Annotated in this window: 10 protein-coding genes and 2 pseudogenes; 8 read left to right on the plus strand and 4 right to left on the minus strand. The window is 71.6% G+C overall.

Annotated features, from left to right (window positions below):
- Positions 1–2: 2 nt before the first annotated feature.
- Positions 3–488 (minus strand): Lrp/AsnC family transcriptional regulator, encoded by a 486-nt coding sequence (locus ABZ453_RS37010; protein WP_133044336.1) that lies wholly within the window; start codon positions 486–488, stop codon positions 3–5.
- Positions 489–678: 190 nt separating this feature from the next.
- Here ABZ453_RS37010 and pdhA point away from each other — a divergent pair, with 190 nt between their 5' ends.
- From pdhA to ABZ453_RS37035, 5 genes are read left to right on the plus strand one after another with little or no spacing between them, the layout of a single operon-like run.
- Positions 679–1812, plus strand: coding sequence for a pyruvate dehydrogenase (acetyl-transferring) E1 component subunit alpha (pdhA, locus tag ABZ453_RS37015; protein WP_359022144.1), 1134 nt, complete (start codon positions 679–681; stop codon positions 1810–1812).
- Complete coding sequence (locus ABZ453_RS37020; protein ID WP_359022146.1) at positions 1812–2816, plus strand: alpha-ketoacid dehydrogenase subunit beta; 1005 nt, start codon at positions 1812–1814, stop codon at positions 2814–2816. Before pdhA ends, ABZ453_RS37020 begins: the two co-directional genes overlap by 1 nt.
- Positions 2816–4282 carry a dihydrolipoamide acetyltransferase family protein gene (locus ABZ453_RS37025; protein WP_359022148.1) on the plus strand — a complete coding sequence of 489 codons (1467 nt, stop codon included), beginning with the start codon at positions 2816–2818 and terminating at the stop codon, positions 4280–4282. Before ABZ453_RS37020 ends, ABZ453_RS37025 begins: the two co-directional genes overlap by 1 nt.
- Positions 4283–4325: 43 nt before the next feature.
- Positions 4326–5243: an NTP transferase domain-containing protein gene (locus ABZ453_RS37030; protein WP_359022150.1), complete on the plus strand. Its 918-nt coding sequence runs from the start codon at positions 4326–4328 to the stop codon at positions 5241–5243.
- Positions 5240–6628 carry a molybdopterin molybdotransferase MoeA gene (locus tag ABZ453_RS37035; protein WP_359022152.1) on the plus strand — a complete coding sequence of 463 codons (1389 nt, stop codon included), beginning with the start codon at positions 5240–5242 and terminating at the stop codon, positions 6626–6628. The genes ABZ453_RS37030 and ABZ453_RS37035 overlap by 4 nt, the downstream gene beginning before the upstream one ends.
- A 90-nt stretch (positions 6629–6718) precedes the next feature.
- Here the strand turns inward: ABZ453_RS37035 and ABZ453_RS37040 are convergent.
- Positions 6719–6970, minus strand: a pseudogene (locus ABZ453_RS37040) (ion channel); the annotation flags it as partial.
- A gap of 470 nt (positions 6971–7440) precedes the next feature.
- Entirely contained in the window at positions 7441–8268 is an 828-nt protein-coding gene (locus tag ABZ453_RS37045) for a DUF2637 domain-containing protein (protein ID WP_359022154.1), read from the minus strand.
- 947 nt (positions 8269–9215) lie between these two features.
- Here ABZ453_RS37045 and ABZ453_RS37050 point away from each other — a divergent pair.
- A pseudogene (locus ABZ453_RS37050) lies at positions 9216–9890 on the plus strand (NAD(P)-binding protein); the annotation flags it as partial.
- Between the two features lie 33 nt (positions 9891–9923).
- Positions 9924–10904, plus strand: a complete 981-nt coding sequence (locus ABZ453_RS37055; protein WP_359022156.1) for an NAD(P)H-quinone oxidoreductase — start codon at positions 9924–9926, stop codon at positions 10902–10904.
- A gap of 6 nt (positions 10905–10910) precedes the next feature.
- On the opposite strand, the gene ABZ453_RS37060 is transcribed toward ABZ453_RS37055, so the two are convergent.
- On the minus strand, positions 10911–11561 hold the full coding sequence (locus tag ABZ453_RS37060) for a hypothetical protein (protein WP_359022158.1): 651 nt from the start codon (positions 11559–11561) through the stop codon (positions 10911–10913).
- A 78-nt stretch (positions 11562–11639) separates the two neighbouring features.
- Between ABZ453_RS37060 and ABZ453_RS37065 the strand changes: the two genes are divergently transcribed.
- Positions 11640–12191 carry a PadR family transcriptional regulator gene (locus tag ABZ453_RS37065; RefSeq protein WP_359022160.1) on the plus strand — a complete coding sequence of 184 codons (552 nt, stop codon included), beginning with the start codon at positions 11640–11642 and terminating at the stop codon, positions 12189–12191.
- The last annotated feature ends 46 nt before the right edge of the window (positions 12192–12237 follow it).

Below are 12237 nucleotides of genomic sequence, written 5' to 3' on the forward strand. Positions count from 1 at the left end.
CCTCAGCCCTGCGGCTCCAGGTCCTCCTCCTCGAACACCAGTAGCGTGCGGGTGCTCAGTACCTCCGGCATGGCCTGCAGCCGGGTGAGGACCAGTTCGCGCAGCGCCCGGTTGTCGGACGTGTGGACCAGCAGCAGTACGTCGAAGTCGCCGCCCACCAGGGCGATGTGGGAGGCGCCGGGCAGCTGTCTGAGCTGCTCGCGGACCGTGCGCCAGGAGTTCTGCACGATCTTCAGGGTGATGTACGCCGATGTGCCCTGACCGGCGCGCTCATGGTCGACGCGGGCGCCGAAGCCGCGGATGACGCCGTCGTCGATGAGCCGGTTGATGCGGGCGTAGGCGTTGGCGCGGGAGACGTGGACCCGTTCGGCGACCGACCTTATCGACGCACGGCCGTCGGCCTGGAGCATCTGCAGGATGTCCAGATCGATCGCGTCGAGGGGCCGCGGCGGCGGCAGGGGGACGGTGCCCTCGGGCTCCTCGGCCATTTGTTCAGGTGCCATGTCCCCCCGCCTCCCTGCCATGGACGTACTGCGTTCATTCCAGGTTGTGGAGAACCGTTTGTCCACAGCCTGAAGGGGCCTGTAGCCAAAATGTGCCGACGACCGAACAATCGGTAGGTGAGGCGGGTCACAGCCGACGCGCCTCCCGTAGCCGCTCCCACGAGGAGGTGCCGTCATGACGGTCATGGAGCAGCGGGGCGCGTACCGGCCATCGCCGCCCCCCGCCTGGCAGCCCCGCACCGATCCCGCGCCGCTGCTGCCCGACGCGGAGCCCTACCGGGTGCTGGGCACCGAGGCGGCGGCGAAGTCCGACCCTGCCCTGCTGCGCCGCCTGTACGCCGAGCTGGTGCGCGGCCGCCGCTACAACGCGCAGGCCACCGCCCTCACCAAGCAGGGCCGTCTCGCCGTCTACCCCTCCAGCACCGGCCAGGAGGCCTGCGAGGTCGCCGCCGCGCTCGCCCTGAAGGAGCAGGACTGGCTCTTCCCCAGCTACCGCGACACCCTCGCCGCCGTGGCCCGCGGGGTCGACCCCGTCCAGGCGCTGACCCTGCTGCGCGGTGACTGGCACACCGGCTACGACCCGTACGAGCACCGCGTGGCCCCGCTGTGTACCCCGCTGGCCACCCAGCTCCCGCACGCCGTCGGTCTCGCGCACGCCGCCCGCCTCAAGGGCGACGACGTGGTCGCGCTCGCCATGGTCGGTGACGGCGGCACGAGCGAGGGCGACTTCCACGAGGCGCTGAACTTCGCCGCCGTCTGGCAGGCGCCGGTCGTCTTCCTGGTCCAGAACAACGGCTTCGCCATCTCCGTCCCGCTCGCCAAGCAGACCGCGGCCCCCTCCCTGGCCCACAAGGCCGTCGGCTACGGCATGCCCGGCCGGCTGGTCGACGGCAACGACGCGGCCGCCGTGCACGAGGTCCTTACCGACGCCGTGCGGCACGCGCGTGAAGGCCGGGGACCCACGCTGGTCGAGGCGATCACGTACCGCGTCGACGCCCACACCAACGCAGACGACGCCACCCGCTACCGCGGCGACGCCGAGGTCGAGGCCTGGCGGGCGCACGATCCCATCGCGCTCCTGGAACACGAACTGACCGAACGCGGCCTCCTCGACGAGGACGGGATGCGGCACGCGCGCGATGCCGCCGAGACCATGGCCGCCGACCTGCGCGAGCGCATGAACCAGGACGCGGTGCTCGACCCGGCGGACCTGTTCGCCCATGTCTACGCCGAACCGACCCCACAACTGCGCGAACAGCAGGCACTGCTGGAGGCCGAGCTGGCGGCGGAGCAGGAAGGGGCGCACTGATGACCACCGTCGCCGTCAAGCCGGCCACCATGGCGCAGGCCCTCACCCGAGCGCTTCGCGACGCCATGGCCGCCGACCCCTCGGTGCACGTCATGGGCGAGGACGTCGGCACCCTCGGCGGCGTCTTCCGCGTCACCGACGGCCTCGCCAAGGAGTTCGGCGAGGACCGCTGCACCGACACCCCGCTCGCCGAGGCGGGCATCCTCGGCACCGCCGTCGGCATGGCGATGTACGGACTGCGCCCGGTGGTGGAGATGCAGTTCGACGCGTTCGCGTACCCCGCCTTCGAGCAGCTGATCAGCCATGTCTCCCGCATGCGCAACCGCACGCACGGCGCCATGCCGCTCCCGATCACCATCCGCGTCCCCTACGGCGGCGGCATCGGCGGTGTCGAGCACCACAGCGACTCCTCCGAGGCGTACTACATGGCGACCCCGGGGCTCCATGTCGTCACGCCGGCCACCGTCGCCGACGCCTACGGACTGCTGCGCGCCGCCATCGCCTCCGACGACCCGGTCGTCTTCCTGGAACCCAAGCGCCTGTACTGGTCGAAGGACTCCTGGAACCCCGAGCACCCGACCGACGTGGAACCGATAGGCCGCGCCGTGGTGCGGCGCCCGGGCCGTAGCGCCACGCTCATCACCTACGGACCCTCGGTCCCCGTCTGCCTCGAAGCCGCCGAGGCCGCGCGCGCCGAGGACTGGGACCTCGAAGTCGTCGACCTGCGCTCCCTGGTGCCGTTCGACGACGAGACGGTCGCGGCCTCGGTACGGCGGACCGGACGCGCGGTCGTCGTGCACGAGTCGGGCTCCTTCGGGGGACCGGGCGGAGAGATCGCGGCGCGTGTCACCGAGCGCTGCTTCCACCACCTGGAGGCGCCGGTGCTGCGCGTGGCCGGGTTCGACATCCCCTACCCGCCGCCCATGCTGGAGCGGCACCACCTGCCCGGCGTGGACCGGATCCTGGACGCCGTGGGGCGTCTGCAGTGGGAGGCCGAGAACTGATGGCACAGGTGCTGGAGTTCAAGCTCCCCGACCTCGGGGAGGGTCTCACCGAGGCGGAGATCGTGCGCTGGCTGGTGCAGGTCGGCGATGTCGTCGCCGTGGACCAGCCGGTCGTCGAGGTCGAGACGGCCAAGGCGATGGTCGAGGTGCCCTGTCCCTACGGCGGTGTGGTCACCGCTCGCTTCGGCGAGGAGGGCGCGGAGCTTCCCGTCGGCGCCCCGCTGCTGACGGTCGCGGTGGGCCCAAAGGCCTCGGACACCGAGTCCGAGGGCTCGGGGAACGTACTGGTGGGCTACGGCACCGGGGCACCCCCGGCACGCAGGCGCAGGGTGCGCCCGACGACACCGACGGGCGGTCCCGCGGCACCCGGACGCGTGCCCCCGGCGGCACCGGGGCGCAGGCCTGCCACTCCCGCCGACGACGGCTCCGACGGCAGGATCGCGCCGACGGCAGGCCGAGGACCCGTGCGGCAGAACGGCACGGTCGCCGTCGGCACTGCGCGCGTGAGCGACGCACCCGGGAACCCGCGGGGCGAGGGGCCCGTCCCCGTGATCTCTCCGCTCGTCCGCCGTCTCGCCCGCGAGAACGGCCTGGACCTGCGGGAGTTGGCCGGCTCAGGCCCCGACGGGCTGATCCTGCGGGCCGACGTCGAGTACGCGCTGCGGGTCGCGGACGCGGCGCCCCGGCAGGCGGCACCGGCGGCCGAGCCGCACACGCGCGTGACCGCGACGCCCACGCCCGTGGCCCCGGCGCCCGAGCCGTCGCAGGCCGCCCCCGCAGGCACCCGCATCCCCCTCAAGGGCATCCGCGGTGCCGTCGCCGACAAGCTCTCCCGCAGCCGGCACGAGATACCGGACGCCACCTGCTGGGTGGACGCCGACGCGACCGAACTGATGCGTGCGCGTGCCGCGATGAACGCGGCAGGCGGGCAGAAGATCTCCCTTCTCGCCCTCCTCGCCCGCATCTGCACCGCCGCCCTCGCCCGCTTCCCCGAGCTCAACTCCACGGTCGACACGGCGGCCAGGGAGGTCGTCCGGCTCGACCGCGTGCACCTGGGGTTCGCCGCGCAGACCGAGCGGGGCCTGGTCGTGCCGGTCGTACGGGACGCCCACGCGCGCGACGCCGAGGCGCTGACCGCCGAGTTCGCCCGGCTGACCGAGGCGGCCCGCGCGGGAAGCCTCACGCCCGGGGAACTCACCGGCGGGACCTTCACGTTGAACAACTACGGAGTGTTCGGTGTCGACGGCTCCACGCCGATCATCAACCACCCCGAGGCGGCCATGCTCGGCGTCGGCCGTATCGTCCCCAAGCCGTGGGTGCACGAGGGCGAGCTGGCGGTGCGCCAGGTCGTCCAGCTCTCGCTCACCTTCGACCACCGGGTGTGCGACGGCGGCACGGCGGGCGGCTTCCTGCGCTACGTGGCGGACTGCGTGGAACAGCCGGCGGTCCTGCTGCGCACGCTCTGACCCGGACGTTCCCTGTGATCGCGGCGGCCCCCATACTCATGGGGTGACCTCGTACGAGCGCTCGGACGTCCCCGGCACCGCGTACGACGCCGTCGTGCTGGCCGGCGGCGCCGCGCGGCGGCTCGGTGGCGCCGACAAACCCGGCCTGCGCGTGGGCGGCCGAGCGCTGCTCGACCGGGTGCTCGCGGCCTGCGCGGACGCGCGCAGGACGGTCGTCGTGGCCGAACCGCGCCCCACACCCCGGCCCGTGCTGTGGGCCCGCGAGGACCCGCCCGGCGGCGGCCCGCTCGCCGCGCTCGGCGCCGGACTGCGCCACACCACGGCCGACCACGTCGTCGTCCTCTCCGCCGACCTGCCCTTCCTGGAAGCGCAGACGGTATGGCGGCTGCTGGCCGCCCTGCGGGCGGGCAGCGCCGACGCTGTCCTGCTCACCGACGCCGACGGCCGTGACCAACCCCTCGTGGCCGCCTATCGCGCGCCCGCGCTGGGCCGTGCACTGGCCGCCCTCTCCACAGAACACGACGGCCTCACCGGCCTCCCCCTCCGCCGGCTGACCGCCGGCCTCGACCTCACCCGCGTCCCCGACCCCGTCGCGTCCTTCGACTGCGACACCTGGGACGACATCGCCACCGCCAGGGCACGTATCAGGGAGCATGGGCACGTGTTGGATGAATGGATCTCCGCAGCCAAGGACGAGCTGGGCATCGACCTCGACGTCGACACCGGCCTCCTGCTCGATCTCGCCCGCGACGCCGCTCACGGTGTGGCCAGGCCCGCCGCACCGCTGACCACCTTCCTCGTCGGTTATGCGGCCGGACTGGCCGGCGGCGGCCCGCAGGCCGTCGCCGAGGCCGCCCGCAAGGCCGCCGCCCTCGCCCTGCGCTGGGCGGACGAGGCCGCCGACGCCAAGTCGGACGCGGCCCCGGACGCCACGCCCGAGCCCCGTCCGGACGCCGGATGACCGCCCGCTCCACCCGGACCGGCGAGGACGCCGAGGACCTGGACGTCGAGGAGGTGCTCGCGCTGGTGAACGAGCACGGTGGCCCCGCGGGCGACCCCGGCGGCCGTAAGGAAGGCCCCGCCCACGTCCCGGCCCCCGCCGCCCAGGGCGCCCACCACAAGCCGGATGCCCACCACCGGGCCACCCCCTGGCCCGAGGCCCGCGCGACCGCCGCCCGTGCCGCCCGCGCAGGCTCCCGGGCCGCCCGCCGCGTCCCCGTGTCGGTCACCCTGGACGACGCCCTGGGCCTCACCCTCGCCGCCCCCCTCACGGCCCTCACCGACCTGCCCTCTTTCGACACCTCGGCGATGGACGGCTGGGCGGTCGCCGGGCCCGGACCCTGGGACGTACGGGACGAGGGGGTGCTGGCCGGGCACGCGGAACCCGAGCCGCTCACCGACGGCGAGGCCGTCCGGATCGCCACCGGCGCCCGTGTCCCCGCGGACACCACGGCCGTCCTGCGCACCGAACACGGCCGCAGCGACGCCCAGGGCCGTCTGCACGCCACCCGCGAGATGCACCACGGCCAGGACATCCGCCCCCGCGGCCAGGAGTGCCGCTCCGGCGACCAGCTCCTGCCCGTCGGCGCCCTGGTGACACCCGCTGTGCTCGGTCTCGCCGCGGCCGCCGGCTACGACACCCTCACCGCCGTACCCCGCCCCCGCGCCGAAGTCCTCGTCCTCGGCGACGAGTTGCTCACCGAGGGGCGGCCGCACGACGGTCTGATCCGGGACGCCCTCGGTCCGATGCTGCCGCCCTGGCTGCGCGCGCTCGGCGCCGAGGTCATCGCCGTACGCCGCCTGCGTGACGACGCCAAGGCACTGCACAAGGCGATCACCGGTTCCACCGCCGACCTGATCGTCACCACCGGCGGCACGGCCGCCGGCCCCCTCGACCATGTGCACCCCACCCTGGAGCGCATCGGCGCCGAACTCCTCGTGGACGGCGTGAAGGTGCGCCCCGGCCATCCCATGCTGCTGGCCCGCACCAAGGAGGACCAGCACCTCGTCGGCCTCCCCGGCAACCCCCTCGCCGCCGTCTCCGGCCTGCTCACCCTCGCCGAGCCACTGCTGCGCACCCTTGCCGCGCACCCGGCCCCGGAGCCGTACGTGCTGCCGTTGCAGGGCACGGCGCACGGGCATCCGTACGACACCCGGCTCATCCCGGTCGTGCTGCGCGGGGATGTCGCCGTGCCGCTGCACTACAACGGGCCGGCCATGCTGCGGGGCATCGCGGCGGCCGACGCTCTCGCCGTCGTACCGCCCGGTGGCGCACGAGCGGGTCAGGAGCTGGAACTCCTCGATCTGCCCTGGGCGTCCGCCGGTATCGGGGTGTGTTTCACGTGAAACCTCCGGGCCATGACACGATCGCCCGCCAGGCGGGCGAACATCTCGTGACACGGGGCGCTCGACAAGGTCCAGCCCGCTGCCGTAGTTGACATCGCCGTAGCCAGTGGTGGAGAGAGTGACGGTGGCGTAGTGCGCCGCGTCGAGAAGATCAACGGAGCCGTCGGAGTTGGCGAGGCGTCTGAGCACCTGTTGGAGAGGCGGCGTGGCACTCTCCGTCGGCATCGAGATGGAACGTCCCGCCTCGACGTCAGCTCGTGTCTCAGCCCGTGAGCGGTACCAGAGGGACCCAAGGATGGGGAACTTCCCGGCCTTGAGCGGTGGACGTCTGTCGGGTGGCAGCTCTGATCGTCATGGCGCTGCTGCTTCTCATGCTCTTCGGACTGCCCGCTCCGGAGGACCGCCTGTTCCCACCGCCAGAGCGAGCGATCCCGGAGCAGGCCGAAAGCGAGTGACACTCCAGCCTTGAGCAGGCTCAGGATCCGGACTGTGAGCGGCAGCGAGATGTGGCCAGTCCGCGCCGGCGGAGCCGCGATCCGGACTAGGCGCTGCGCGGCCTTCGAGCCGCCTTCTTCGCGGTCACCGTACGAAGATCAATTTCATGCCGGCTAGACACGTTCGGCTGCGTAACGCTGGCGGCGAGGCTGCGCCGTCTTCAGAGTTGGTGTGCGGGCTCATCCGGTCCCCCCACGTCGCCGTCTGGGCCGGAGGCTCCCGGTGCCGTCGCCGTCGGCGAAAGCAGCGGCGGCACCGTTCAGGCCGGTCAGGTAACCACCCTTCGGCCCCGGCACGGCATGCTACGTATTTCATGATCAAAGTTCGTGTGCGTTGCCCTTCGGCGTCGGTGTGCGGTCGGGGCTTCTCCGCCCTTCACCGACGGATGACTCGGCAGATCGCAGTCGGTGCCGACGAAGTGGACGTCTGGGAGGCCTGGTCAGGGTGATCTGACGTACCAGCTGCTGGAAACAGGCCAGTGACGCGAAGCTCGGCAGCGCAGCCGCCGCTTGTCCCATCAGGTTGTCCGGGGCCTGGGCGACGCACATGGCCATGGCGATGGAAGAGAACACCAAGACGACGCTCCAGGAATGGAACGACCGGCGCTGGTGCAGCGCGTGGCGCAGGATGGACAACGACGCCACCAGCCAGGGCCCGAACACCATCAGAGGCCACCAGGAGACGATGCTGCTGTCAGTACGGCCGACCGCGATGAACAGCAGCGGGTCGTAAGAGATCATCCCGCCGAACACACTGACAGTCGCCGCGATGACAGCCGCTACGGCGGCAATCAGGTAACTGAATGTGAGGAGCTTGTCCCGGCGCAGGTCCCGCGTCTTGCGATGGTCCCGAGGCGCGGCCTTCACGGGCGGCAAGTCTCCGGTGAGCTGGACCAAGTTCTCCCGGTGAGACCCGTGATTCGAAGGTTCCCCGCCGCGTGCGGCCGGAATCCTGATGGGCTTTTCGGCCTCTGCAGCATCCCGCAGCATAAAGGCCAGCTCTTCTGCGGGATCCCACCCGGAGTCCAGCGGCGTCAAAGGGGGGTAGAGAATCCCAGAAGGTTCCTGATGTACGCCGCCGTCGTCATAGCCATAGGAAAACTCGGCGGAGTAACGCGAATAGGGAGTTGTTTGCTCGTCGTGCATGGCGTAGCTGACCGTCCCTTTGCGCCGGCACTCAGACTTCCAACTCCGCCCAGCGTCTCGAAAGACCACTTTCCAGAATGTTCAAGGTATGTACGAGATTCTGGAGATCGTTCCCGGTCGCCTCGAGTGTGACAGACCGTCCGCCGTGGGCGAGGATTCCGCTTACCGCCTCGTCATGAGCGGGTTTTGGGATGTATGTGAAGGGGCCGAGCCGTGTGACTCGGACTCCTTCGGACTGCATCCTCTTCGGAAGAGGATCGATCGCCTGTTCCCCGGTCGCCTTCGTCATATTCCAACTAACGGCGGATCTCGTTGGCGGATGCGCTGCGAACGGGTGAATGATTAGCCCGACAAACACGTTGTGCAGGTATCGGGCAGACCTATGGGTGATCGTATGAAACGGGGGGATTTCTATGTCCTTAAGGTTTGCCGGATGGCTGCTGGTCAATTGGGGTGCAGATCCCACTTATCCTTTGCCGATCAGCCGCAACCCTTACTTACCGCTGTATGAAAAACTTTCCTCGGTGCCGCCAAGTGGACGCGTGCGGCCCCGCAGGTGGATATTTTCCCGCAGTACGGCCATCATATTTTGCGGCGGTCCTGTTGCCTTGCGGCCTCTGGACCCCTGCCACCGGAACCGGGTGCGGGCTTCTGCGGCGCGCATGGGGGAGATCTCGCTTCCGGCGGACCAGGCGGGCGTCTGCCCCGCGGGCGGCGGCGCGATGGCGGCCAGCATGTCTTGCAGGCGCTCGGGTCCGGCTCTTCGTAGGTGTGGACGTACCGTCCGCCGCGTCCCGCGACGTACGTCCGGTTGTTCTTCTCCTGCTCTCTCAGCGGTGGCGGGCCCTCCTCGACCTCGAAGGACAGCCGGACCTGACCGGCCCAGTTCTGTCCCTCTGAGTCACCCCAACGGGCGCGCTGCACAAGGTCGTTGTCCATGCCCTTAGCGGGATCACACCGTCGTCGTCGGGTTCGGGACGAAGGGGCGGTCGGCGATCCAGACCGTCTGCGCGACGGGGCTGGGGAAGGACCAGGTCGTCGTGGTCGATCCCGCCGCCAAGGTGATCGACGCGGCGGCGGCCGACGGGTACGCCGGGGTCATGGGTGACGCGACCCGCAGCGAGGTGCTCAAGCGGGCCGAGGTGCACAGGGCACGCCAGATCATCATCGCGACCCGGCGCGACGACACGGCCGTGCTGGTGACGCCGACGGCCCGGCAGCTCAACCGGGGCGCGAAGATCGTGGCCGCCGTGCGGGAGGAGGAGAACGCGCCGCTGCTGAAACAGTCCGGTGCCGCCGCGGTGATCACCAGCGCCAGTGCGGCCGGACGGCTGCTCGGCCTCTCCGTGCTCAGTCCGGCGGCCGGCATGGTGATGGAGGACCTCATCCAGCAGGGCAGCGGGCTCGACATGGTCGAACGCCGGTCACCAAGGCCGAGGCCGGCAAGGGCCCGCGTGAGACGGAGGACCTGGTGGTGAGCGTCGTACGTGGGCACCGGGTGCTCGGGTACGACGATCCGGGCCGTAGGAACGCTGCAGTTGACGGACCGTCTGATCACCGTCGTCCGGGCGACCCCGGGCGGTCAGATCGCCCCTGACGTCCGCCCGATACGGCAGGGCTGAGTCCCACCCTCGGTGAGGGGTAGCGTCCCCCTCATGCATGCGATCACGATTTCCGAACCTGGCGGACCCGAGGCCCTGGTGTGGGAGGAGGTCCCCGATCCGGTGCCCGCGGAGGGCGAGGTGCTGGTCGAGGTGGTGGCCAGCGCCGTCAACCGCGCCGACATCATGCAGCGCATGGGCTTCTACGACCCCCCGCCCGGCGCCTCCCCCTACCCCGGCCTCGAGTGCTCGGGCCGTATCGCCGCGATCGGTCCCGGCGTCTCCGGCTGGACCGTCGGTGACGAGGTGTGCGCGCTGCTCTCGGGCGGCGGTTACGCCGAGAAGGTCGCCGTACCGGCCGGACAACTGTTGCCCGTGCCCGAGGGGCTGGACCTCAAGCAGGCGGCCGCGCTGCCCGAGGTGGTCTGCACCGTCTGGTCGAACGTCTTCATGATCTCCCACCTGCGCCCCGGCGAGACCCTGCTGGTGCACGGCGGTTCCAGCGGCATCGGCACGATGGCGATCCAGCTGGCCAAGGCTGTGGGTGCCAAGGTCGCGGTCACGGCCGGCACCAAGGAGAAACTGGACCAGTGCGCCGAACTCGGCGCGGACATCCTGATCAACTACCGGGAGCAGGACTTCGTCGAGGAGATGGAGCGGGCCACGGACGGCGCGGGTGCCGACGTCATCCTCGACAACATGGGCGCCAAGTACCTGGACCGCAACGTCCGCACGCTCGCCGTCAACGGGCGGCTCGCCATCATCGGCCTGCAGGGCGGCGTCAAGGGCGAGCTGAACATCGGCGCGCTCCTGGGCAAGCGGGCCGCGATCAGCGCGACCTCGCTGCGGGCCCGTCCGCTGGGTGAGAAGGCGGCCATCGTGGCGGCCGTACGCGAACACGTCTGGCCGCTGATCGCCGCCGGGCACGTCCGTCCCGTCGTCGACCGCGAGATCCCGATGAGCGACGCGAGCGCCGCGCACCGGGTGGTGGAGGAGAGCGGGCACATCGGCAAGGTGCTGCTCGTCGTGGGCTGACGGGTCTCAGGAACGGCGCAGCCGCAGCCCGATGAACGCCAGCCCCAGGCCGAGCCCGATCAGCACCAGTCCGCTGCCCAGCGGCAGGACGCGCAGGACGGGCTCGGCGGGGGCCACGGCCTGCGTCCCGCTCTGCCCCGGAGGCCGCTGTGCGGGCGTGGGGGTGACCTGAACGGCCTCCTCGGACGGCACGGATGCGTCGGCGCTCTCGGCGACGCCGTCGTCGCCTCCGTCCGCCTTCTCCGGGTCGGTGGCCGCCACGGTGGTGTCCTCGCCCTGCTCCGTCGCCGGCTCCTCGGCCCGTCCCGGCCGCTCCCGCCCCACCCCGGCCCGGCTCCCGGCACGGGACGGCTCGCCGGGAGCGGCAGGGGCGGAGGGCCGTACATGCTCGGGCGCGGGCCCGCCATGGGAACCGGGCGCCCCCACGGTCTCGTACGCCGGCGCGAGTTCATGAGCGGGTGTGCGCTGGTGCGTCGGCGTGGCATCGGGCGCGGGCAGGATCCTGTGCGCCGACGGATGCTGCCGCGCGTACGCCGACCCCGAGCCATGAGCCGTCGATCCGCCCCCGTGAGCCCACGCCGCGCCGCCCGGCATCACCCCGGCCACCACCGCCACCAGCAGCCCCGCCGTCCGCATCGCACGCGCCCATCCAGTCATGCATCCACGGTCACACCGACGCACGCGTCCGGCATTCCGGACTCCGCCAAAAACGCGGACGGGCTGCACAATCCTGGTATGTCGATACGTCACGGACTGCTGGCGCTCCTGGAAGGCGGCCCCCGCTACGGCTCCCGGCTGCGTACCGAGTTCGAGGCGCGCACCGGCGGCACCTGGCCGCTGAACATCGGGCAGGTCTACACGACCCTCGGCCGGCTGGAGCGGGACGGCATGGTCGCGCAGGACGGCGAGGACGAGGGCGGACGGGCGCTGTACACGCTGACGGAGGCGGGCCGGGCCGAGCTGCGGGCCTGGTTCGGGCGGCCCGTGGAGCGGGCGAGTCCGCCGCGCGACGAGCTGGCGATCAAGCTGGCCCTGGCGGTCACCGCGCCCGGCGTCGACGTGCGCGAGGTCGTCGAGACCCAGCGCCGGCACGCGTCGCAGGCGCTGCACGAGCACGTACGGCAGCGTGCCCAGGCGCTGGCCGACTCCCCCGGGCATCCGGACGAGCTGGCACGGCTGCTGGTCCTGGAGCAGCTGATCTGTCACGCGGAGGCCGAGATCCGCTGGCTGGACCACTGTGAGGCCCGGGTGCTGCGGCTGACGGTCACCGAGCGCGCGGAGGAGTGACGCAAACCTTCACGCCGTGAACGGTGGATCACCTCGTACGGGGGGG

Source organism: Streptomyces sp. NPDC005799 (assembly GCF_040630525.1).
In the GTDB taxonomy this organism is placed as follows: domain Bacteria; phylum Actinomycetota; class Actinomycetes; order Streptomycetales; family Streptomycetaceae; genus Streptomyces; species Streptomyces griseorubiginosus_B.